The organism is Paenibacillus hodogayensis, from assembly GCF_039536325.1.
GTDB lineage: Bacteria > Bacillota > Bacilli > Paenibacillales > NBRC-103111 > Paenibacillus_AB > Paenibacillus_AB hodogayensis.
In genome coordinates this window covers 153,279-175,768 of sequence record NZ_BAAAYO010000005.1, presented here as the reverse complement: position 1 = coordinate 175,768, position 22,490 = coordinate 153,279, and the positions used below count along the sequence as shown (strand labels likewise).

Here is a 22,490-nt window from a genome sequence, read left to right as displayed (position 1 = left end):
CAGTCCTCTCTTTCCTTCGGACTCAAAAGCCGGTCAGTTCTTGGTTTCATTGTCCTGCTGATAGGCCACGATAATCTTTTGAACGAGCGAATGGCGAACGACGTCCTGCTCGCCGAAGGTGATGACTCCGATTTCCGGAATCGGCTGGACGATCCGCTCCGCCTCCACCAGGCCGGACTTCGTGCCCCGCGGAAGGTCGATCTGCGTCTTGTCTCCGGTAATGACCATCTTCGAGCCGAAGCCGAGGCGGGTCAAAAACATCTTCATCTGCTCAGGGGTCGTATTCTGCGCTTCGTCGAGAATAATAAACGAATCGTCAAGCGTGCGGCCGCGCATGTAAGCAAGCGGCGCGATCTCGATCAGGCCGCGCTCCAGCGCCTTCGCCACCTGCTCGGGGCCGAGCACATCATTAAGTGCATCATACAACGGACGCAAATACGGGTCAACTTTTTCCTGCAGGTCGCCGGGCAGGAAACCGAGGCTTTCGCCCGCTTCCACGGCAGGGCGCGTGAGCACGATCCGTTTGACGCGTCCTTCCTTGAGGGCGACGACGGCCAGCACGACGGCCAAGTACGTTTTTCCGGTGCCCGCCGGTCCTATGCCGAAGACGATATCCTTCTTGCGTATGGTCGATACGTAATGGCGCTGCCCGATCGTTTTCGCCCGGATCGGCTTGCCGCGGTGAGTGGAGGCGATTTCTCCCTTGAACAGTTCGAGCAGCTGGTCCGCTTTCATGTCCTTCGCCAGCTCAATCGCGTACAGAATATCCCGTTCGGTCAGCGGATACTGGTTGCGCACCAACTGCAGCAGCACGTCGAAGAGCTGCTCGAGCCAGCCAAGCTCGGCCTGCGGGCCGCGGATAGAAAGCTCGGCTTCGCGCGAATGAATTTTTGCCTCCGTCGATTGCTCGATCAATTGAATAAATTTGTCTTGCGGTCCGAACAACGCCAATCCTTCCGCTACGTTATTCAAACTGATTCTCAACTGGTTAGCGTCGCTCAAAAAAGCCTCAGTCCCTTTGTCGTCGTAGTCGCTTGGCTGCGTCCCGCGTGCGGGATGGCGATGCCCCCGCGTAACGATACGCGGTAATGCCGCATCCAAGCCGTCTCGCGTCGCCGTGCGCCAGCGGAGTAATGTTGCCTGTCGGTCGAAGCTTCGGTCCGCTCGGCCCCGTCATGGGACGATCGGCTGTTCGACGGCAATCGGCTGTTCGATTTCAAAAAGCACTTTCATATAAACTTTACCATTGTCCGACTTTTCATGCAAAATAATCTTTTCTCCTCGCCATACGGCATCGGGTCCGGCCGCCGTGACGATCTCCGCCCGCGCCTGAGCCAAAGCCATTTTCTCCGCATCCTGCGGGTCGAGCGCCGTCTCCTCCAGACGCGATTCGAGCTGTTTCTCCGTCAGCCAGCCGAACGGCAGCGCCCATTTGCGCCAGTGGACCGTCTTCAGCTCCGGGATCGTCTCGTACTGGCTGAACGGCGTTTCGCCGAACCCGCTCACCTGCAGGCCGCGGCTGCCTAACACCAGGTAAGAGCGCGTCTTCGTTTCGCCGGTATATACTTTGTGCTTCAGCGTCAGCGGAATTTCGACGCCGGCCTCCTCCCAGACGATGCCGCGCACGGTTCCTTGAGCGACGACGGTCTGCTTGTTGGCCTCGTCGCCGATATAGCCGGATATCAAAATATCGCCTTTGTTGACGTTGGCGTTCACCTTCACGAGCGGCTTGCCTTTTTCGGCCAATATTTGCGTGACGAGCGCATTCTTGGACGCTACGAGGTGCCGCGGGCTCATCAGTTCGCGGTTGTCGGGACGCGCCGATTCGACGATTTTGATGCGGATGCGCGTACCTTGCACGTCGACGCCGACCCAGGCCGATCCCGGCAGCTTGTTCATCAGTTGACGCGACAGCGTGTCCGTATCGCTCAGCCGGAATTTCCATTGGAACCGGTAAATCCCCTGCTCCTTGGCGGCTTGTACGACCGAGCTGCGCAATATTTTGTCGTTACCTTCCACGTCGACCCGCCATACGAGCATCGACAGAATGTAGATTGCCGCGAAGAAGCAGACGATGCCCACGATAAATGTTTTGCGCCGACCGAGCTTGTCCAGCTTGAACGGAAGCCCGAAGCGCTCCTTGACGCGAAGCCGGGTGCCGGTCTCCTTCAGAAGCGGACGCAGCCGGAAAAAATCGCGAATGACGATGTGCAGCTCCACGGCCTCGTCGCCCAGCCGGCGAATATCCCATACGGCATACCGGTTCGAGATGAGCGCATTCAACAGCTTTTCCAACTTTCGGCCGCGCAGCTCGATCCGAACGAAGCCGCGCAGCATATTGAACATCGTCGATTTCACGCAAAAGCCCTCCTTTATGGCGCATGTACGTTCCGGCTGGAGAAACGTTCCCCCGGCCGAACGTTCATTCGGAATACCGGATATCCGAAATAACCCCTTCTATAAAGACCTCTTCGGGTAAGATGGCGCGTATGACGAGCTCCTTGCCGCGGATTTCCAGTTGTCCCTGGGATAATCCGAGCTTCAGCGTATCGCTCGAGAAGTGGAGGACGCCGCGATGATTTTCGATATAAAGCTGGCGGTTGCCGATCATCGTGAACCGGGGCAGGTCCAGCACGACATCCTGGGGGAGATCGAGCAGCTTGGCTGTCAATTTGCTCAAACGCCGGTTCCATTGCCGCATGTATCGCGCTCCTCCTTGCGAAATAACCGTAGCTTTAACCACCATATGCGGGAAAAGCAAAAAAAAGTACCCGCGCCTGTTTCGGCAGCGGGCCTAATGCGGAAAATCCGGCGACAAGACCGCCGGACAGCCCGAAAAAACCCGGGCGGCTTGAGCGGCCCGGGCTTGTATGCTTATCGCCGGCGCGGGCCGGTATCCGGACGCTCCAGGACGTCATTGCGGCCGGAAGCGCAAAATGCGGTCGTCGTCTTGCTGCGGGGTGCCGCGCCCGTCCCGGTTATTCGTTAGCACGTAGAGCGACCCGTCGGGACCTTCCAGCACGCTGCGCAGGCGGCCATAGCGCTCTTTCCAGAGCGGTTCGACTCGATCGACCTTGGGCTCCGTTCCGGCCGCCAGCGTCAGCTTGAGCACCTGCATGCCGCGCAGATTAGCCACGAGCAGCTGCCCTTTCCACGGACCTTGCGTGATGAACGTCATACCCGACGGCGCCCAAGTCGTATCCGCCCCCGAATGGAGCAGCGGCGGACGAAGCGGCGCACCAGCCGCCTTCTGCTTCGGCTCGGTCTGATCGCCCTCGATAAGCGGCCAGCCGTAGTTGCCGCCCTTCTCGATTACATTGATCTCGTCCTTGGCCGTCTGCCCGTGCTCGGAGCTGAACAGCCTGCCGGTGTCCGGCTGCCAGGCCAGCCCTTGGGGATTGCGGTGACCCAGACTGTATACCGGCGACTTCGGGTCCGGGTTATCGGCGGGTATGGAGCCGTCGGAGCGAATTCGCAATATTTTCCCGGCCAGACTGGCCATACTTTGCGACTGCTCCCGTTCCTGCGCGTCCCCGACGGTTATGTAGAGCAGGCCGTCCGGGCCGAAGCGGATTCTCCCCCCGTCGTGCGTCTGCTGCCCGGGCAGCCCGTCCAACAGTACGCGGTCGAGCTTGGCTTTGCCGCCCTCCAGCTTCAGGCGGAGCACGCGGTTTTTCAGCGAACCGTTCGCTTCATACGTATGATACGCGTACATGTAGCCGTTTCCGGTAAAATCGGGGTCCAGCGTCAGCCCGAGCAGTCCGCTTTCGCTGCGGCTGACGACCGGCTTGTCGGTAAAGGCGAATACCGGGTCGGCCGCCAGCCGGCCGTTCTCGATAACGCGGATCGCGCCCGCGCGCTCGGTGAAAAACAACCGGCCGTCCGGGGCGAATACGGCGTCCCAAGGCACGTTCAGCTTATCGGCTACGACCTCCGCCTCGCCGTATGGAATGGAAGTTTCCTCGCGGCCACCGGCCGGCGCAGGTGCACCCTGCGACGGCTGTGGAGTCACTGCGCCGACAGGCTTCCGCTCGCAGGCCGTCCCCAACAGCAGCGCGATCGTGACGGCAATCCCTCCCGCGTATAAACCGGTTCGTCTCATCGTCTTGTTCTCCCTCCCCACGTTTTACGTTCATCCGTTAGCTTTTGGGCCGGTAAGGCTTTCTGGACCTCGGTTCCCCCAAAATTTCGGCCCACATCATACCGCGCAGCGCTTCGCTCTCCGACAGCTCCAGGCCGCCGTCTCGGCCCTCTTTCTTGACGGCAAACGCTGCGGCTTCCTCCTGCTGCCAAGCCTCAGCAGACGGCTTGACGGCTGCGAGGCCGCTTGAACGGTGATCGCCGCGCCCGTTGTCCGGGAACGGAGCAGCCGCTTCTCCAGCCGCCGCGCTCCCGTCCGGAGGCACGCCGTGCGCGGACGCTTCCGCCGCGTTTCTTCCCGCACCGGTGCGGCCGTCGCGTTCGGCCGACGGCTCGGTCGGCTCGGGCCATTTCCTTCCGGCGCTTTTGCGGTCGCTCCCGCCCCCGAACGGAGGCATCATCGGACTGCCTGTCCGCCGCCCCTTCCCGGCTGGTCCGCCCGGCGTCTGCCGGCTTCTGGCGAGCAGCGTCAGCAGAAATCCGCCGATCACGATCACAAGTCCCAGATTGCGGAGCACGAACTCGACAAGATCCTTCATTCTTATTCCTCCCGTCTCGCCGGAATATCAACGCTCACTCGCTGTCCTTGCCGTCCTTGCCCGCAGGCCCCATCTTGCCGAATGAAGACCGCATCTGTGTGTCGGCGTCGATATTCCGCATGTTCATGTAGTCCATGACGCCCATCTTGCCTTCGCGCAGCGCCTCGGACATCGCAAGCGGCACCTGGGATTCGGACTCCACCACACGCGCGCGCATTTCCACCACCCGTGCCTTCATCTCCTGCTCCTGCGCGACGGCCATTGCGCGCCGTTCCTCCGCCTTGGCCTGGGCGATCCGCTTGTCCGCCTCCGCCTGCTCCGTCTGCAAGTGGGCCCCGATGTTTTTGCCGATGTCGACGTCGGCGATATCGATGGACAAAATCTGGAAGGCGGTCCCTGCATCCAACCCTTTGCCGAGCACGGTCTGGGATATGCGGTCGGGGTTTTCCAGCACTTGCTTGTGCGTATCGCTAGAGCCGACCGATGTGACGATCCCTTCCCCGATCCGGGCGATTATGGTTTCTTCGCCGGCTCCGCCTACAAGTCTGTCGATATCGGCGCGAACCGTCACCCGCGCGCGGACTTTGACCTCGATTCCGTCTCTCGCCACGGCGGATACCATCGGCGTCTCGATGACCTTCGGATTGACGCTCATCTGAACGGCCTGGAGCACGTCCCGGCCCGCCAAATCGATCGCGGCAGCCCTTTCGAACGAAAGCGGAATTTGTGCCCGCTGGGCGGCAATCAGGGCGTTGACGACGCGGTCCACATTGCCCCCCGCCAAGTAATGGCTTTCCAACTGGTTGACGGATATCGGCAAACCGGCCTTGTGCGCCTTGATTAAAGGGTTGACGATTCGGCTCGGTATAACACGGCGCAGCCGCATCGCCACGAGCGTAAAGATGCCGACGCGAACGCCGGAGGCGAGCGCGGAAATCCACAGCATCACCGGCACGAATGTGAAAAATACGCTCAGCACGATCACGCCTAGAGCCACAAGCAGCAAAGCGCTTATCAACGTTGTATTCATTACAGAAACATCCTCCTTTTTCATTACCAATCCGTATTGTCCATGGACGGAACCCCGTCTATTCTTCCTTGACGACGACGCGGCCGCCCTCTACTTTCACCACCCGGACTTGCCGGCCGGCTTCGATATACCCGCCCTCCGTAACGACGTCCACCTTCTCGCCCAACACTTCAACCGTCCCCGCCGGCCTTAGCGGCGTCAGCGCGAGACCCGCCGCCCCGAACAGATGCTCTCTGGAGTCGTGGGACACATAGCCGTTATCGGCATTGAGCTCGTCCCGCAGGATGAACTTGTTCCATACCCCGCGGCGCTTGAACAGCCTGACGACCGCAAACACGACGACGGCGGCGAGCAGGGCGGAAATACCGAGCGACAGCAAAGCGTTCTCCGTATCGAAGGCGGCCAGCACGACGCCGCTCATGATCGAGATAATGCCCAGTATGCCGAGAATGCCGAAGCTTGGCGCGAATACTTCGACCAGCAGCAGCGCGATCCCGGCGACGAACATGACAATATGCTCGATTCCGGCGAAACCGGCCACATAATGACCAAAGAAATAAAGGCCGAAGCCGGCGATGCCGAGAACGCCGGGCAGTCCGAATCCGGGCACAAGCAGCTCGATGGCTACTCCGGCGATGCCGATGAGAATCAGTACGACTTTGACGGCCGGGTGAACGAGCACACGCGCCAGCTTCTCCGCGAACGTCGGCTCGAAAGGAATAAGCGTTGCCCCCTGCAAGCCCAAGTGCATAACCGTCTCGTTCACATTGGCGGCGATTCTATCGGCATAGCCGACCTTCAGCGCCTCCTCCGCAGTCAATGAAATGATTTCGCCGGCAGACGAGGTACGACCGATTTGAGGCATATCGACGACGAGGTTTTTATCGACCATCCCTTCGGCGATGGCCGGATTGCGGCCTCTCAGCTCGGCGGCGGCCCTCATCTCGCCGGACCAGTGGGAGACGACCTTCGCCGTCTCGATTTCGTTGCCCGCCCCATCCACAACGGCGGCGGCGCCAATCGTGCCCCCCGGCTCCATCACAATCGTGCCGGCGTTCAGGGCGATATAGCTTCCCGCGGATACGGCCCGGCCGTGGACAAATGCTGCCGTCGGCACCGGGCTGCCGCGGATCAGCTTGCCGATCGCCTCCGCCGACTCGAGCGTCCCTCCGAGCGTATCGATGTCCAGCACGACCGCCGCGGCGTCGGCGCGCTCCGCATCCGCGAAAGCGCGCTGCAAAAAACGGTACAAGCCGCTTTCGATGCTCTGCTGCACGGGAACGACATAAACAAGCTTGCCGGAAGACACCGGCAGCGACTCCGCCTGCGGCCGCGCGATCGGCGTCGAAGCGGCCTGGGCACCGGCACCGAGCAAGGCTGCGCTTGCCAGCACCAGCGCGATCAGGCCAAACGCAAGCAGCTTCAGCCGCGGTATGGGCCGCGGAACAGCATTGCGCATAGTTCCTCCTTCTTGACGGCCGTCCGCTGACGGAAGCCGCCTGGTCATAATGTCCAACTGTCTTACGTTATATTACGCAAACGTCCGCCCCATGTTTCAGTTTGGCGGCACCGGCATGCTTCCAGGAGCAAACGTGGCATATTTACTTCCGGCGAAAGATGTGCTATCTTTATTTCGATGAATATAGAAATAGCATTACCGGCTGAAAGGGAGGGAAGATGATGACGGAACAACATGCGGACGTACGGGAAGCGGTCAAAGTATATAAAGCACTGGGAGAACCGACCCGGCTTAAAATCGCTCTGCTGCTTACGGAGGAGCAAAATCTGTGCTGCTCCGATATCGGCAGCAAGCTGGAATCCGTGGCCGGTTCGACGCTGTCCCACCATCTGAAACAGCTGACCGACTGCGGACTGTTGAATCTGCGGAAGGACGGAACTTATATTTACTATAGTGTGAACCGAGACATGGCTTTGAAATACGCGCCTTATTTATTGCAGTAATTTTTTTTGTTTACTATTTCTATATTATTAGAAATATAAAAATATTTTCGGATCCGGAGAGGAGTTTTTTCTTTTGTCCAACACGTGGAAAATTTACATGCTTGCCGTCGTCAGCTTTTTGGTTGGTACGTCCGAGTTTATTATTGCCGGAATTTTGGATAAGGTGGCGGATGATATCGGGGTTTCGCTTTCGTCGGCCGGTCAGCTCATTACCGTGTTCTCGCTGGCGTACGCCTTCGGAACACCCTTTCTGATGGCCGTTACGGCCCGCGTGGAAAGGCGCAAGCTGCTTCTCTTCGCGCTCGGCGTCTTCATTGTCGGCAATATCGTCGCGGTCGCGCTGCCGGGCTTCGCCTTCTTGATGGGCTCGAGGGTCATCCTGGCGCTCAGCACCGGCGTATTCGTCGTTACGGCTATGACCGTCGCTTCGGAAATGACGCCGCCCGCCAAGCGCGGGAGCGCAATCGCCACGCTCGTAATGGGCTTCAGTACCGCTTTGATCGTAGGCGTACCGATTGGCCGGGTAGTAGCCTCGGTTTACGACTGGAAAATGATATTTGCAGGCATCGGCGTCCTCGGCCTGCTGGCGATGGTTCTGATCGCTACCGTCATCCCGCGTACGGGCGGCGAGGAACCGGTGCCGCTGCGCGCTCAATTGAAGATGATCCGCGAGCCGAGAATCGCCGTTGCCTTGTCGATTACGTTCTTTTGGATTGTCGGTTACTCGATCGCGTATACGTATATTTCCCCGTTCCTGCTTCAGGTGACCGGCATGAGCGAGAAAGGCGTAAGCATAGGGCTGTTCGCTTTCGGCATCGCCAGCTTGTTCGGCTCCAAATTCGGGGGCTACAGCACCGACAAATGGGGAGTGTCCCGCACGCTGATCGGCGGCATGTTGCTCCACGCAGCGGCTCTCGTGCTGCTGGCGACGGTCGCCCACTCCCCGGCGCTCGTATTCCCCGTGTTGATGCTGTGGGCTTTCGCAGCTTGGTCCACCGGACCGACGCAGCAGGTTCACCTGATTTCCTTGGCCCCGGAAGCTTCCGGCATTATGCTGAGCCTGAACAGCTCGATTTTGCAGCTGGCGATGGCGGCCGGCGCGGGCATCGGAGGCGTGTTCGTGAACCAGTCTTCGCTGCTGTCGGTCAGTTGGATCGGCGCAGTCGGAGTCGCCGTAGCCGTAGCTACAGCCGCAAGCTCCCTGACGGTGTCGCGCTACCGCTCGCTGCGCCGTGGGAAAGAACCGGCGCTGCCCGATATGAACGTGTAATTCAGACAAAATCCCAACAAAAAAACACTCCGCGAGGAGTGTTATTTTTGCGTTTAAGGCACGGGCTGCGGACTTGCTCGTCCGACACGCCTAAGAAAGAAGCTTCTGCACGAGCTGATTGACCAGCTTGCCATCGGCACGGCCTTTCACCTTCGGCATCAGCGCGCTCATCAATTTGCCCATATCCGCTTTGGAAGATGTACCGGTTTCTTGGATGGTCTGCTGTACGATAGCATGAATTTCTTCCTCGGTTAACTGCTGCGGCATGTAAACGGCAATGACATCAATTTCTTTCCTGACGGTATCGGCGAGGTCGCCGCGGTCCGCTTTTTCAAATTCATGGAGGGAGTCTTTGCGCTGTTTGATCTCGCGATTCAGAATATCCAGCACTTCGTCATCGCTCAGCGTCTTCTTTTGATCTATCTCAACGTTTTTAATCGCCGATCGAATCATGCGGATGACGGAGAGTTTGAACTTGTCCTGATTCTTCATCGCTTGCTTCATATCATCATTCAATCGTTCGCTTAGGCTCATGAAAACAAAATCCTCCTAGAACTTTCTCTTCCGAGCAGCCTCCGACTTTTTCTTGCGTTTAACGCTAGGCTTCTCATAGTGTTTGCGCTTCTTCACCTCAGCCAAGACGCCGTCTTTGGCAATGGAACGCTTAAAGCGACGAAGTGCAGCATCGATGGTTTCATTTTTGCGAACTCGAGTTTCGGACACTAGTTTTCCCTCCCTCCGAACAGACCGTCCAAGACAAAACACGGTTTATCAAACTACATTATAATTGATACGGAAAGGGGGTGTCAACCTGCTGGTATGACTCGGCAAAAGTCGGCCCTTTTCGAACGTCGTTTGCAAGCGTCAGCCTCGGACGTTCAAGCCCCCGAGCTTCTCGCCGCCAAGCACGTGAACGTGAATATGGTAGACGACCTGGCCCCCGTCTGAGCCGACATTGTTGATCAGCCGGTACCCGCTTTCGGCGATGCCGAGCTCCTCGGCCACACGCTTGGCGGCCAGCAGCACCTCGCCCAGCAGCTCCGCGTCCTCCTCGCCGGCCTCGTTCATCGAAGCGATATGCTTTTTCGGAATGACGAGCGCATGCGTCGGCGCTGCCGGCTGGATGTCGTGGAAAGCGAGCACGTTGTCGGTTTCGTACACTTTGCGCGAAGGGATTTCACCCTTGACGATTTTACAGAAAATACAATCCATCGGCGATTTTCCTCCCCTGAACATGCAAATGGTCGATTAGAACAATCGGATGACGACCTGAGACAAAAATTCCATCTCCAGCCGCTCGGTCATGAAGTCGACGATATGCTTCTGCTGCTGTTCCTGGGTCTCCGTGTCTTCGGGGTCCTTCTGCAGCTTTTCCTCGGAAGCGATCAGCGAATCGCGCAGCCAGGCAAGCTCCCCCTGCTGCTCGGATATGGTCTTGACGATGTGATCGATCTCCTCGGTCTCCAGCACGAATTCGGTCAAATAATTGTAGCTGCCGCCGAACAAAGCTTCTTCCTTGTAAAACGCTTCTTCGGGGTACTTGGTTTGAACGTATTGCTGCAGGGCGAGACCGATAAAATGCGCCGTCACCTCGGGCTTGCAGTTCATTTTCAGATAACGCAAAAAGCCTTGCGGGGAATTGCCCTCGGAATTGCTCATATCCGGCTCGAGATCGTACATTTTCGTGTACACCCAGCTCAAAATTTTAATTTCCGCCCCGGTATAGATCCGATGCACGAGCAGCTCGTGAAAGTCGTCCTTCAGCTCGGCAATGCTCTCGATGGAATCGCTGTAATGGACGATCTGGTTGTACAGCAAATTTTTATAGTTAAGCATATCGTGGAAATCTTTTTCAGTTTCAACGCGGGACAAAAGCCCGTACAAGGTGTGCTTCAACACGACGATGTTGGCGACGTCGGCAAAAACCGGATTGTTCACCAGGTGTTCGTCGTGCGCCAAGAAGAAATCGACTAAACCGTCAATATCCCCGACGTTGTTATACGTATAATCTACCATGAAAAGTGGAGACTCCCTCCCGGTGGTTTAAACAAGCTCTCTCCATGATAACAGAAAAACGGCGCGGTTGCAGCTTTTGTTGCCCGCAAGCCCGCGGAGCCGTTCTACCGCTATGTTTCGAGCCTTTCCAACTGCCGGAGCTTACCCAACCGACCTTCGGGGGGGGGGCCGGACTCCTAGCCGAGTACGATCAAATCCTTGGCGACGGAGCCGTTGACCGACTCGCAGCCGTCCTCCGTGACGATGACGATGTCCTCGATCCGAACGCCGAATTTGCCCGGTACGTAAATGCCCGGTTCGATGCTAAACACCATGCCCGGCTCGATCGGCTGGGCGTTGCCCCCCTGGACCGCCGGCTCCTCGTGAACGTCGATGCCGAGTCCGTGACCCGTCCGGTGGATAAAATAAGCGCCGTAGCCGCCCGCCTCGATGACGCCGCGGACGATCCCGTCCACCTCGGACAGCGTGACGCCCGGACGGACGGCCGCGATGCCGGCAAGATGCGCTTCCTTGACCAGCTCGTAAACGGCGCGCTGCTCCTCGGACGGCTCCCCGACGCTGAATGTACGCGTCATATCGGAGCAATAGCGGTTCAGCTTGCCGCCGGTGTCGACGATGACGAAATCGCCTTTGCGGACGATCGACGCCCCCGGCGAATGATGCGGATTCGCCCCGTTCGCTCCTGCGGCCACCGTCGGGTCGAACGACAGCTCGCGAATGCCTTCGCGCTTCCATAGCGCCAGCAGCTCCTCCAACAGTTCCGCCTCGCTGCGGCCTTCGCGAATAAGCGGAGCGAACGATTCCATGACCCGGTTCAGAACGGCGGCGGAATCCCGAATGCGGTCCAATTCGTAGCCGTCCTTCACCTGCCGCAGCGCCCCCAGCAAGGACGCCCCGCCGCTCCACCGGACATCGGGCAGGTGCCGCATCAAGCCCAGCAAGTGGCCGCTCGGCCATTCTTCGTCAACGACCACGCTTTGTGCGGCAGTCAGCTTTCGTGCGAGCAGGGCGGCGGCATCTTCCCCGTCGCGCCAATAAACGGTGTCCAGCCCGACCGCATCGAGCTCGCCGCGGTGCAAATCGGGGGCAATCACTACGGGAGTCTCTTCGCGCTGGACAACCAAGGCAAGCAGACGCTCGTGCGCCTCGATCCAGACGCCGGTAAAGTAAAAAAAATTCGCTGCGGAGGCGACGATGACCGCATCGCTCCCGCTTTGCCCCAGCCGTTTCTGAAGCTTGCGAATCCTTTCCAGATAAGGGGGATTGTGCATGATCATTTTCCTTTCCAAGGGAGAATGCCTTTCGCTTCGCTTTAGGCCGGCAAAGCCGAGCGCTTATTTTAACTTATTCGGCATTAGGCGGCGGCTATCCTCTATTTGCTTGCTTCCGGGCCGACCACACCGTCCAACGATCTCTTTCCACAATATCGCGATCGCGTTCCGGAATGAGAGCACGTAGACGGACTATCAGCGTCCGGATCTCTTCGTCCGACAATTCGTGCAAAATGGAGCGGCCGCGCCGCGTCTCCAGGTCGTCCGCAAGCTCCCCAAACCTTCTATACGTATTGCGCGTTTCCCAAAATCTCGCCTCGTTAACATGCCCGAAACCCGCTTCTTTCATTGCGTTTACAACCGTTTCCGAGGAGTGTCTTCGCGATGTTTCTATGTGCGCGAGACGAGGAAAAAGCTCGAATATAGCGCCGCGAAAATGATGCTCGCTGCCGGGCAGCAAACAATCTTCGGGGGTCCGGTCTTGTACGATCAGAATGCCTCCCGTCTTCAGCACTCTTCCCGCTTCCCGGAAACACGCATTCAAATCGGACAAATGATGGATGAGCGCCCGTTCGAGCACGATGTCTAAGCTGCCGTCCGGAAGAGGCGTATGCATAGCGTCGCCCGGCAAAAACCGGATATTCGGATAGGCGGAGCAGGCTTCTTTGGCGGTGTCGAGCATGTTGTTCGAAAAATCGATCCCGACCGTTTCCGACGCGCCCAGCTCGGCCATTTTCTTCGTATAAATGCCTCCGCCGCAGCCGATGTCCGCTACGCTTTTCCCTTTAAACGACACGATGCTTTCGAGCAAATCGGCCCACCCTTGGTCGGCGCTCCGCGATGTATACGTATGTCGGTTTTGTTCGGCATGAAAATCGATGGGCATAGCGATCTCCCCTTTGTTTCATTGTATGAAACACGGTTGCATCAAATGAACTATATACACCGATTATACCCCCGGTTGGGAGTCATGTAAATCCGATTATTTGTTTAATTCCGCCCAAGAAAAAGACAGCCCTACCTGCAGGCTGCCCGCTATATTTTACTATTTAGGAGTGCCGCATTATTTGGGCGGAGGCACCGTATCGCCCAAGTCCGGAACGGCTTTGAATTCGATATTCGCCGATTCCGTTCCGTCCAGCTCGAAAACGACAATTTCATTTTCCCCTTGACGAAGCAGAGGAGCCGGAACGTACAAGCTTTTTTGCGGTCCCCGGCTCCAATATCGCCCAAGATTAAAGCCGTTTACCCACACGACTCCCTTCGTCCAGCCTTCCAAGTACAAATAAGTGTCCGCGATTTGTTCCGTATGCAGCTTCCCTTTATAGAAGGCCGGAGTCGGTCCGGTCTCGATTCCGCTCCAAGCCAAGCCCGATAAATCGTCAAGCGGAAGCGGACGAATGGTCCAATCGTACAAATACTGATAGCCGAACCGGACGCCTTCGGTAATTCCTTTCGGATCTTTCATGTATGTGCCGTAATTGATTCTGCCCATGTTTTCCACCAAAATGCTAAGCTTCACGCCTTCCTTGGGCACTTCGAAGCTTATTTTCGCATCCCGGTTCCAACGCTCGATTACACCCAAAAAGAGTCCGTCCACAAAAATATGCGCGCGGTCGTGAACGTCCTGCAAGTTCAGTTCGTGCGCGGGTCGAGGTCCGGAAATCCGAGTCTCGTACAAAATAAACCCGTAATTTTGGCCGAGCTTCTCCATCGGTAACGGATAGACGGATTCGACCGGTTCGGACAGGGCATCCAAGCTGGCAAACAATCCCGCTCCCGCGGTCATGGGAATCGGGCCGTACGCCCGCTTCTCCACCGGATCGGGCAATTGAAGGGCGGGAAGCTCCACATACCGGGACAACACCTCCCGCACGGCGTAAAACTTGTCCGTCGGGTCTCCCGCCTCCGTTAGGAGCACGTCATAGTCGTAACTCGTAATCGTAGGCTGATACTGGTCCGGCTCCGGGCAGTTGGCCCCATTCCAGAATCCGAAATTCGTTCCGCCGTGGAACATATAGAAATTGACCGAACCGTCCTGCCGCAGCATCTCCTCCAGTACGGCCGTCACCTGATCGGCGCTCCGCGTATGATGATGCTCGCCCCAGTGATCGAACCACCCGTTCCAAAATTCCATGCACACGACCGGCTCATCGGCTTGATACTCCCGCAGCTTCGCGAACGCCTCCACCGGACGGGAGCCAAAATTCACCGTAGCCAGCACGCCCGGCAGCGTCCCTCCTTGCAGCATCGCGTCCAGCGGACCGTCCGACGTGAACAGCAGCGCGTCGATGCCCCGCTTCAGCAGGCTTTGCCGCAAAAAGTCCAAATACCGCTTATCGTTGCCGTAGCTGCCGTACTCGTTCTCGATCTGCACGGCGATGATCGGCCCGCCGTTGACGGAAAGGAACGGCACCAGCTTCGGCAGCAGCACGTCATAGTAGGCTTCGACGCAGTCTAGGAACGGTTCGTGAAAGCAGCGCAGCTGCATATTCGAATCGGCCAGCAGCCACGCCGGAAGCCCCCCGAACTCCCATTCCGCACATATATAAGGACTTGGCCGGACGATCGCGTACAAGCCCAACTCGTCCGCCAAGCGCAAAAACTGCTCGATATCGGCCATTCCTTCGAAGCAGAACTGACCCGGCTTCGGCTCGTGCACGTTCCAGGCGACGTACGTCTCCACCGTATTGAAGCCGCAGGCTTTCAGCTTCGTTAGCCGGTCCCGCCAATATTCGGGAACCGTGCGAAAATAATGGACCGCCCCGGATAAAATTCTCAGCGGCTTGCCATCATACCAAAATTGACCGTTTTGCGTTTCCAATCGTGCCATGCGCGTCCCGACCTTTCGCTCGTCTTGATTTGGGTTCTCCCGTCCATCATAAAGAACAGGGGGAATTGGCGCCATGCGCATACCGTCCGTTTTTTTGACCATTTGTGCCGGCGTCTCCGGCAGTCTTATAATAAAAAGGTAAAAACAGTTCTTAACATACGGGTGAGACGAATATGGACATCGAGCTGTACTTCCCCAATATGACGAGCACGCTGCAAATTACCGGCTGCGGCTGCGGCGTCAAGCCGCCCGGCTGGTCATTTCCAGCCCACCATCACCACCTCTTCGAGCTGCTCTACTGCTTCGGCGGGGCAGCCGTCCACCATGCGAACGGCCAAGCGGTACCGTTTCGAAAAGGCGACTGGTTCTGGATCAAAGCCGGCGTGAAGCACGGCACCGACAACGACGGCCCGGAGCCGTACACCTTTTTCAATATCCATTTTGATATCGACGACCCAGAGCTGCGCAAAACGTTAAGCTCGGCGGATTTCGGACTGCTGCCCCATGCGGAAGCGGAACAGACCGGACTCCCCGCCCTGGTGGAGCGAATTGAACGGATGATGGCCGACAGTTTGCCGGCGCTGGCGTCGCCGCTCGTCGGCCCGGAGCCGCTGCCGCCGCTGACGCTTCGCCCCGGACAGAAACTGGAGCTGCAGGCCGTCATCCTGCTTATGATCCAGCAGATCGTCGACAGGCTGCCTCAGACGTTCCGGGCGGAGGCGCCCGTTCCGGCACAGCCCCCCGTCACCACCTCGCTGGAGACCGATGTGGCCCACCGGATCGAGGAGCGTCTGCGGCTGATGGCGCTCGGTTTGGCTGGCAATTCGATCGAGAGCATCGCCCGGGAACTGCATATGAGCCGCAGCCAGTGTACGAAGACGTTTACGAAAGTGTACGGCGTTTCACCCCGCGGCTACGTCAGCCGTCTGGTAACGAACCGGGCGAAGGAGCTGCTCGTGACGACGAGCATGTCCGTGGAGGAAATCGCGTTCGGGCTGGGCTTCCGCTCGGTGAGTCATTTCTCCCGCCAGTTCCGGCGCTGGACCGGGTTATCGCCGCTCCAATACCGGCCGAAAGGCGGATAAACAAGAGTCGGGGCGGCAGCGGTGGCTGTCCGTCGGGTATGCCATGAAAGATGAAAAACCGAGATGTCCGGAAGGGCTGAAGCACGCGCTCAGCCCTATTTTCCGTTTGCTTCGTCGGCGAAAGCTAGGTTTGGTCCCATGCGCATTCCCGTCGCGGTGCTCCTTAAGTTTCATATTTCCTGATAATTCGACAAAATTTGACGTGGTTCATAGAATCCACCAAGAAAATATTGTATACTGATTGAAGATTCGACAACTAATGCCGATACATAAAAGGACGGCCGATTCCGGCACCCGTTATATATTTTACCTTGCGAGGGGTGTAGCAAGTAGCATGATTCAAAAAAACGCAAAAGTGTTTGCTTTAGGCCATCTCATTTTCCCGGTAGTGCTGCTGCTCCTCTTCCTGAATCAGACTCAATTCGTGCTGCTTGCACTTGCGGTTTTATCGTTTTTGTTCACGTCTTTTCTCATCCACAGAGCTTATGTCGTCGGCGATTTGAGCCAGATGCTGCGCATGCCGGGACTGGCCGTCATCGTGTTCATCGACATGGCCATCGTCACCGTCGTTTACGTGCTGCCGAGTTGGAGCCCGGGCGTCAATCCGACGTGGCTGCTGCTGTTTCTATTGCCTCTTTACGCCTCCGAGCTGGGCAAGCGGACTGCACTTGTCATATGCGGGCTTGCCGTCGCGGAGATTTCGCTGCTCACGCTCGTGCAAGGCGGTTCTTTTTTGTCGCTTAATACGGTCATGAGCCTGCTCGGCATTATCGTCATGATTGTTCTCGTAGGCCGGACGTCGGATAACTTGGTTCGTATGGCCTACTACGATTCGCTGACCGGCTTGCCGAATCGCGCCATGTTCAAGGACAGGCTGACCGCCTTGCTTACCAAACGCGGCTCGCGCCAGAAAGGACTCGCCGTTCTGTTTCTCGATCTGGACCAGTTCAAGCATGTGAACGACACCATGGGACACGAAACCGGAGATGCCCTATTGAAAACGGTTGCAGATCGCATTCGCTCGCGTATCGACAAGGATTCCCTGCTCGCTCGCATGGGTGGCGACGAATTCGCTCTGCTCGCGCCGAATATAACCAGCGCCGACCAAGCGACGCAAATCTGCGGCATTATTTTCGAGAGTTTGAGCGAAGGCATTCTGCTTGGCCCGCACGAAATTTACGCGACAACGAGCATCGGCATCGCGCTGTATCCGACACACGGTACCACCCCGGACATTCTGATGAAAAACGCGGAAGCCGCCATGTACCGCGCCAAGCAGCAAGGCCGCAACCATTACCAGTACTACTTGGCGCCGGAGAAGACGGAAGCGCAGATCGAGCGCTTTGCGATGGAAGCGATGCTGCGCAAGGCGCTGGAGAAGGACGAGCTGCTCGTCTATTACCAGCCGCGGGTAAACACGAAATCGGAAAGCGTCGTCTGTGTGGAAGCTTTGGTCCGGTGGCAGCATCCGACGCTCGGCATCGTCGCCCCGAAAGATTTTATTCCGCTGGCGGAGGAAACCGGCCTCATCGTCCAACTCGGCGAGCAGGTGCTGCGCAAGGCGTGCAAGCAGATCAAGAAATGGCAGGACGAGGGCATGGACGAGCTGTCGGTCAGCGTCAATTTGTCGCCGCTGCAATTCCGCCAGCAGCATCTGCCCGGCGTTATCGCCCGCATTTTGCGGCAGGCCGGCCTGAAACCGCGGTTTCTGGAGCTGGAAATTACGGAGAGCGCGGCCATGCAGAACGTGAACCGGAACATCCTCATGCTGCGCGAGCTGAAGGAGATGGGCGTAAAAATATCGATCGACGACTTCGGCACCGGCTATTCCTCGCTGAGCTATTTGAAAAAATTTCCGATCGACGCCCTCAAGGTCGACCGCTCGTTCATTAGCGGCATCCATGAAGATCCGGACGACGCGGCGATCGTCAACGCCATCATCGCCCTGGCCAAGACGCTGAAGCTGAACGTGACCGCCGAAGGCGTCGAGACGGAATCCCAATACTTATATTTGCAGCAGCACCGCTGCGACGAGGCGCAAGGCTATTTGTTCGGCAAGCCGATGCCCCCGGAAACGTTCGAGGAATGGTACAAGCTGAACATGAGGGAGAAGGACTTGATGTTTTCCCCCGATTTTTGACAGGTTCGTTAACCTCTTCCGTTCATCGTATATTAAAAAGCCGCTTCCCCATTCCGCCTTGCGCGGTAGAGGGGAAGCGGCTTTCGCTTATAAGAGGACTGCATCAACGGCTATACAGCCGGGGTTCTGTTATCCTGTCGGCGGCTGGCACATCCGCCCTGGCAACGCTCCGGAAAGCGCGGCTTCCCCGTCCAAGGTCACGGTATGCGCCCCGTCAAAGAAATAGAGCAGCTTCTCCTTTAACGGCCGCCGCCAGATGTGCTCGATCGCCCTAGCGTACAAGCCAAGCTGAACGGCGTAGCGCTGCTTCAGCAGCTCCAGCCGGTCGCCGTACACCGCATCCGTCTTGAAATCGAGCAGGACGAGCTGTCCGCCCTCCTCGAACAGGCAATCGATCACCCCTTGCACAAGCACGGTCTCGCCGCGCACCGCCTCGCCTGCTCCCGGGTAGGCTTCCTCCGCCGGCAGGGCATAATTGAAGGGCACCTCCCGGTACACCTTCTCCGCCCTCAGCAGCCGGTTCCCGACCGGTCCGCTGAAAAAGGCGGCGATCACGCCGGGATCGATTTCTGCAAGATGCTCGGCCAGCAGCATTTGGCGCGACACCATCCGCTCCATCGTGGTCGCGACGACCGACTCCGTCACTTCCCCGGTTAACGGGATATGCTGCATGACCGCATGGTAAAGCGACCCTCGTTCCGCGGCCGTCATCGCTTTTTTGCCAAGGAAATTCGGCCGCTTGGCCAAGGAAAGCTGCGGAGCTCCGTCCGCCGTGCCGTAAGGCCGCGAATTCTTCCCTTCCGCTCCGCCGGCAAGCGCTCCGACCCAGTCGGCGGAAGCTTGCGTATCGTCGGCGCCGAACGAGCGCTCCGCCAGCCGCTTCAGCTCCGATACCGACGTATTGGAGAACAGGGCAGACGCCTGCTCGAACGGATACGTCCAATCGAACCGACCGTCCAGCAAACGATCGTTTTCCTCCACGTCTCTGCGCTCCACCCGTTCGAGCCGGGTCACCGAATCCAGCCGTTCGTCCGCTACAAAGCCGGCTTCCACAGCTGCGGCCGCTTGCGCGAAGCCGAGCGACGAAACAATGCCGACATCCCATTCGGAGGCTTCGCCGGCCATCGCTTCGGGCGCTTCATATGCCGCATCCTCCTCTGTCCCCGCCCGGAGAATGCGGGCGGCGGGATGGCGCACCAACGCCGGACCGAGCCAATCGAGGTACGTGCGAGCCCGCGCCATCTCGTGCTCGGGCAGGCGCCAGCCGCTTTCCTCCTGTATCCGGCCCCATTTTTGCAGCGCGTCTTCCGCCGATTTGAGCGTACCGACGAGCACGAGCTTTTCTTTGGGGCGCGTCAAAGCGACGTAGAGCACCCGGAACTCCTCGGCGAGCATCTCCATCTTCATCCGCCGCCGGATAGCAAGCATCGGCAGCGTCGGGCACGCCACCCGCAGTGCCGGATCGGTATACATGGGCCCAAAGCCGAGCTCTTTGTGCAGCAGGAACGGATCGTACAGGTCGGTCTGGTTGAACGTTTTGCCCAAACCGGCTGCGAACACGACGGGAAACTCGAGCCCCTTGCTTTTGTGAATCGACATGATGCGGACGACGTCCTCCTGCTCGCCAAGCGCCCTCGCCGCCCCCAGATCGGTCCCGCCGTCGCGCATCCGCTGGACGAAGCGCAAAAACCGGAACAAGCCGCGGAAAGACGTCGCCTCGTACTGGCGGGCCCGGTCGTACAGAGCGCGCAGGTTAGCCTGCCTCTGCGTGCCGCCGGGCATGCCCCCGACGAAATCGTAGTAGCCGGTCTCCCGGTAAATATGCCAGATCAGCTCGGCCAGAGAGCCCTGTTTCGCCTCATCCCGCCAGCGTTCGAGCAGCATCCGGAAACGGACAAGCTTGTCGCGCAGCGCCGGGGTCGCGGGCATAGCGGGCCCTGCCTCTTGGCGGGGCGACTCCGCGCCGTCATATGCCGCCAACCAAGCCAGCACGGCCTCGTAGAACGGCTTACCTCGCCCCACGATGCGAATCTCGGCGAGTTCGGCCGCCGTCAGGCCGAACATCGGGGAGCGCAGCACGGACGCCACCGGAATATCTTGATACGGATTGTCGATGACATGCAGTAGAGACAGCATAATTTCCACTTCGGTAGCGGTAAAATATCCGGTATTCAGATCGCCGTAGCCGGGAATGCCCGCGGCCCTCAGCTCGTCGACAAATACCGGAGCCCACTGGGACGTGGCGCGCAGCAGGATGACGATATCCCGGAATACGATCGGTCTCAGACCGCCCGATCCGCGGTCGTACACCCGAAACGGAGGGTGCCCGTCCATCCCCATGAGCCGGCGTATTTGCGCAGCGACGAACCGGGCTTCCAGTTGAGCCGTTTCCGTCTGCTGCTCCTCCTGCTCGAGACTGGCGGCGGCGGCGCTTGCCGCAGCGGCCGGTCCGGTTGATCCGCTATCGTCGGTTTCGTCCGCATCGTCCCCGGCATACGCGGCCGGCTGCTCGTCCTCGCCTCCGCTTCCCCGGTCGATCAGCACCAGCTCGATCGTCTCGTCGTTCGGACTGTCCGGATAAGACGCCCCGCAGACGAGCATCGCCGCGTCGTCGTATTCCATTTCCCCGACCCGCTCGCTCATAATTTGCCGAAAAATATAGTTGACCCCGTCCACGATTTGCCGGCGGCTGCGGAAGTTGCGGGCCAAGTCGATCTTGCGTCCTCCCTGCGGCTCCTCCTCCGCGGACGGGCCGAACGTTCTATATTTGGCCATAAACAGCCCCGGCTCGGCGAGACGGAACCGGTAGATGCTCTGCTTCACGTCCCCGACCATAAACCGGTTGCCGGGGGCCGGCCGGGCGATGAGAGCTACGATCGCTTCCTGAACCGTATTCGTATCCTGATATTCGTCCAGCAAAATTTCCACAAACTGCTCGCGGTATTGCTCCGCCGCATCCGACGGAAGCAGACGGCCGGGCGCGGAATCGGGGTGGCGCAATATATCGAGGCAATAATGCTCCAGGTCGGCGAAATCGACCAGCCCCTTGGCCGCCTTGGCTCGCTTGTACCGGTCCGCGAAGGCGATCACGATATCGGCCAGCTTGCCTACGACCGGGGCCATCGCGGCCAGTTCCTCCGCGTACTGCTCCGGCGAACGCTCGAACAGCTCCTCGCGGATGTCCGCAAACTGCTTTTTGCACCGGTCGCGAAGCTGCTTGACCCTTTCCTGCAGCGCCTTATCCACGTCTTTGCCGCGGGAGGCGTTCAGCTTGCCGAACGAAGTCGAGCGGAACGATTCGTACAAAGCGTCCCAAGATAAATCGGCCGCCGCCAGCGCTTCGCGGACCTGATGCAGATCGTCCTTCACGTTGTCCGCATACGGCAGCGGTCCGCCCGGACGGCCGCACAGCGCAAGCGCCTCCTCCAGCAAGCTTTCCATGCCCCGCAGCTCCAGACGCACATCCTCCAGCAGCGCGGGCCTCCATGGATCGGCATCGCCGGCGAAAGCGGAAGCGTCCCCCGCCCGCGCGAAGCGCTCCGCCATTTCGGTCAGCCAATGATCCGGCCACGGATGGCTGCGGGAATAATCGTACACCCGCTGCACGAGCCTGAACAGCGCATCGTCGCCGCGCTCGCCGCCAAAGGCGTCCGCCAGCTTCCAGAACGGACCGTCCTCCTCCGCTTGGCCGTACTGTTCCTCCAGCAGATCGCTCAGTTCGTCCTGACGCATCAGCGCGGCTTCCGTCTCATTGGCGATACGGAACGCCGGATCGAGCCGAATCCGCTGATGATGCCTGCGGATGACGTCCAGGCAGAACGAATGCAAGGTCGTTATCGAGGCCCGGTGAATGAGCGCCGCCTGCTTGCGCAAATGCTCGGAATGCGGCTGCTCCGCTAGCCGCTTCTCGATCGCCTCGCGGATGCGTTGACGCATCTCTCCCGCGGCGGCGTTCGTAAACGTCGCCACCAGCAGCTGGTCGACGTCGACGGACTCGCGTTCGTCGGAAATGCGCCGGATAATCCGTTCCACGAGCACGGCCGTCTTGCCGGAGCCCGCCGCCGCCGCCACGAGAATGTCCGAGCCGCGCAGCCTCACCGCCTCCCACTGCTCGTCGGTCCAGGTGCTTCCTTCCGGCTTCGGCAGCCGGGCCGGCCGCTCCCCGGCACCGCCGGTTTCATGCGTCATATCGGGCTTCCCCCTT

At 58.9% G+C, this 22,490-nt stretch carries 19 protein-coding genes; 4 read left to right on the top strand and 15 right to left on the bottom strand.

Features of this window, described 5'->3' with window-relative positions:
• Positions 1-33 precede the first annotated feature (33 nt).
• The 7 genes from ABD796_RS10220 to ABD796_RS10190 form a co-directional block, all read right to left on the bottom strand.
• The gene (locus ABD796_RS10220) at positions 34-1,002 is read right to left on the bottom strand and encodes a PhoH family protein (RefSeq protein WP_344907433.1); all 969 of its coding nucleotides are present in this window, start codon (positions 1,000-1,002) and stop codon (positions 34-36) included.
• Between the two features lie 171 nt (positions 1,003-1,173).
• Positions 1,174-2,358, bottom strand: coding sequence for a sporulation protein YqfD (yqfD, locus tag ABD796_RS10215; protein WP_344906862.1), 1,185 nt, complete (start codon positions 2,356-2,358; stop codon positions 1,174-1,176).
• A gap of 64 nt (positions 2,359-2,422) precedes the next feature.
• Positions 2,423-2,701: a sporulation protein YqfC gene (yqfC, locus tag ABD796_RS10210; RefSeq protein ID WP_344906859.1), complete on the bottom strand. Its 279-nt coding sequence runs from the start codon at positions 2,699-2,701 to the stop codon at positions 2,423-2,425.
• A 213-nt stretch (positions 2,702-2,914) separates the two neighbouring features.
• On the bottom strand, positions 2,915-4,102 hold the full coding sequence (locus ABD796_RS10205) for a PQQ-dependent sugar dehydrogenase (RefSeq protein ID WP_344906856.1): 1,188 nt from the start codon (positions 4,100-4,102) through the stop codon (positions 2,915-2,917).
• A gap of 37 nt (positions 4,103-4,139) precedes the next feature.
• Entirely contained in the window at positions 4,140-4,679 is a 540-nt protein-coding gene (locus tag ABD796_RS10200) for a hypothetical protein (protein WP_344906853.1), read from the bottom strand.
• 34 nt (positions 4,680-4,713) lie between these two features.
• Positions 4,714-5,709: a flotillin-like protein FloA gene (floA, locus tag ABD796_RS10195; protein WP_344906850.1), complete on the bottom strand. Its 996-nt coding sequence runs from the start codon at positions 5,707-5,709 to the stop codon at positions 4,714-4,716.
• A 58-nt stretch (positions 5,710-5,767) separates the two neighbouring features.
• A complete protein-coding gene (locus tag ABD796_RS10190) occupies positions 5,768-7,168 on the bottom strand; it encodes an NfeD family protein (RefSeq protein WP_344906847.1) in 1,401 nt (466 codons plus the stop codon).
• 221 nt (positions 7,169-7,389) lie between these two features.
• Here ABD796_RS10190 and ABD796_RS10185 point away from each other — a divergent pair, with 221 nt between their 5' ends.
• Positions 7,390-7,671, top strand: a complete 282-nt coding sequence (locus ABD796_RS10185; RefSeq protein ID WP_344906844.1) for an ArsR/SmtB family transcription factor — start codon at positions 7,390-7,392, stop codon at positions 7,669-7,671.
• 73 nt (positions 7,672-7,744) lie between these two features.
• Positions 7,745-8,941 carry an MFS transporter gene (locus tag ABD796_RS10180; protein WP_344906841.1) on the top strand — a complete coding sequence of 399 codons (1,197 nt, stop codon included), beginning with the start codon at positions 7,745-7,747 and terminating at the stop codon, positions 8,939-8,941.
• Positions 8,942-9,031: 90 nt separating this feature from the next.
• Here the strand turns inward: ABD796_RS10180 and ABD796_RS10175 are convergent, their stop codons facing one another.
• The 7 genes from ABD796_RS10175 to ABD796_RS10145 form a co-directional block, all read right to left on the bottom strand.
• Positions 9,032-9,475 (bottom strand): GatB/YqeY domain-containing protein, encoded by a 444-nt coding sequence (locus ABD796_RS10175; protein WP_344906838.1) that lies wholly within the window; start codon positions 9,473-9,475, stop codon positions 9,032-9,034.
• 15 nt (positions 9,476-9,490) lie between these two features.
• The gene (gene rpsU / locus ABD796_RS10170; RefSeq protein WP_010491812.1) at positions 9,491-9,664 is read right to left on the bottom strand and encodes a 30S ribosomal protein S21; all 174 of its coding nucleotides are present in this window, start codon (positions 9,662-9,664) and stop codon (positions 9,491-9,493) included.
• A gap of 141 nt (positions 9,665-9,805) precedes the next feature.
• Positions 9,806-10,153 carry a histidine triad nucleotide-binding protein gene (locus tag ABD796_RS10165; RefSeq protein WP_344906832.1) on the bottom strand — a complete coding sequence of 116 codons (348 nt, stop codon included), beginning with the start codon at positions 10,151-10,153 and terminating at the stop codon, positions 9,806-9,808.
• A 36-nt stretch (positions 10,154-10,189) separates the two neighbouring features.
• A complete protein-coding gene (locus ABD796_RS10160) occupies positions 10,190-10,957 on the bottom strand; it encodes a hypothetical protein (RefSeq protein ID WP_344906829.1) in 768 nt (255 codons plus the stop codon).
• A gap of 176 nt (positions 10,958-11,133) precedes the next feature.
• Entirely contained in the window at positions 11,134-12,228 is a 1,095-nt protein-coding gene (locus ABD796_RS10155) for a M24 family metallopeptidase (protein ID WP_344906826.1), read from the bottom strand.
• Between the two features lie 94 nt (positions 12,229-12,322).
• Positions 12,323-13,114: a class I SAM-dependent methyltransferase gene (locus ABD796_RS10150; RefSeq protein ID WP_344906823.1), complete on the bottom strand. Its 792-nt coding sequence runs from the start codon at positions 13,112-13,114 to the stop codon at positions 12,323-12,325.
• A gap of 177 nt (positions 13,115-13,291) precedes the next feature.
• Entirely contained in the window at positions 13,292-15,061 is a 1,770-nt protein-coding gene (locus ABD796_RS10145; RefSeq protein ID WP_344906820.1) for a glycoside hydrolase family 35 protein, read from the bottom strand.
• Between the two features lie 173 nt (positions 15,062-15,234).
• On the opposite strand from ABD796_RS10145, the gene ABD796_RS10140 reads away from it, so the two are divergent.
• Both ABD796_RS10140 and ABD796_RS10135 read left to right on the top strand, forming a co-directional pair.
• Positions 15,235-16,146, top strand: coding sequence for a helix-turn-helix domain-containing protein (locus ABD796_RS10140; RefSeq protein WP_344906816.1), 912 nt, complete (start codon positions 15,235-15,237; stop codon positions 16,144-16,146).
• 334 nt (positions 16,147-16,480) lie between these two features.
• Positions 16,481-18,286: a putative bifunctional diguanylate cyclase/phosphodiesterase gene (locus ABD796_RS10135; protein ID WP_344906813.1), complete on the top strand. Its 1,806-nt coding sequence runs from the start codon at positions 16,481-16,483 to the stop codon at positions 18,284-18,286.
• A 129-nt stretch (positions 18,287-18,415) separates the two neighbouring features.
• On the opposite strand, the gene addA is transcribed toward ABD796_RS10135, so the two are convergent.
• A complete protein-coding gene (gene addA, locus ABD796_RS10130; protein WP_344906810.1) occupies positions 18,416-22,474 on the bottom strand; it encodes a helicase-exonuclease AddAB subunit AddA in 4,059 nt (1,352 codons plus the stop codon).
• Between the last annotated feature and the right edge of the window lie 16 nt (positions 22,475-22,490).

Bases quoted from the DNA above. Each gene is read 5' to 3' on its own strand.
- ABD796_RS10175 (WP_344906838.1), bottom strand. From the start codon at position 9,475: ATGAGCCTAAGCGAACGATTGAATGATGATATGAAGCAAGCGATGAAG.
- yqfC (WP_344906859.1), bottom strand. From the start codon at position 2,701: ATGCGGCAATGGAACCGGCGTTTGAGCAAATTGACAGCCAAGCTGCTC.
- ABD796_RS10200 (WP_344906853.1), bottom strand. From the start codon at position 4,679: ATGAAGGATCTTGTCGAGTTCGTGCTCCGCAATCTGGGACTTGTGATC.
- ABD796_RS10160 (WP_344906829.1), bottom strand. From the start codon at position 10,957: ATGGTAGATTATACGTATAACAACGTCGGGGATATTGACGGTTTAGTC.
- ABD796_RS10155 (WP_344906826.1), bottom strand. From the start codon at position 12,228: ATGCACAATCCCCCTTATCTGGAAAGGATTCGCAAGCTTCAGAAACGG.
- ABD796_RS10150 (WP_344906823.1), bottom strand. From the start codon at position 13,114: ATGCCCATCGATTTTCATGCCGAACAAAACCGACATACGTATACATCG.
- ABD796_RS10135 (WP_344906813.1), top strand. From the start codon at position 16,481: ATGATTCAAAAAAACGCAAAAGTGTTTGCTTTAGGCCATCTCATTTTC.
- ABD796_RS10190 (WP_344906847.1), bottom strand. From the start codon at position 7,168: ATGCGCAATGCTGTTCCGCGGCCCATACCGCGGCTGAAGCTGCTTGCG.
- ABD796_RS10140 (WP_344906816.1), top strand. From the start codon at position 15,235: ATGGACATCGAGCTGTACTTCCCCAATATGACGAGCACGCTGCAAATT.
- ABD796_RS10185 (WP_344906844.1), top strand. From the start codon at position 7,390: ATGACGGAACAACATGCGGACGTACGGGAAGCGGTCAAAGTATATAAA.
- floA (WP_344906850.1), bottom strand. From the start codon at position 5,709: ATGAATACAACGTTGATAAGCGCTTTGCTGCTTGTGGCTCTAGGCGTG.
- ABD796_RS10205 (WP_344906856.1), bottom strand. From the start codon at position 4,102: ATGAGACGAACCGGTTTATACGCGGGAGGGATTGCCGTCACGATCGCG.
- addA (WP_344906810.1), bottom strand. From the start codon at position 22,474: ATGACGCATGAAACCGGCGGTGCCGGGGAGCGGCCGGCCCGGCTGCCG.
- ABD796_RS10165 (WP_344906832.1), bottom strand. From the start codon at position 10,153: ATGGATTGTATTTTCTGTAAAATCGTCAAGGGTGAAATCCCTTCGCGC.
- ABD796_RS10145 (WP_344906820.1), bottom strand. From the start codon at position 15,061: ATGGCACGATTGGAAACGCAAAACGGTCAATTTTGGTATGATGGCAAG.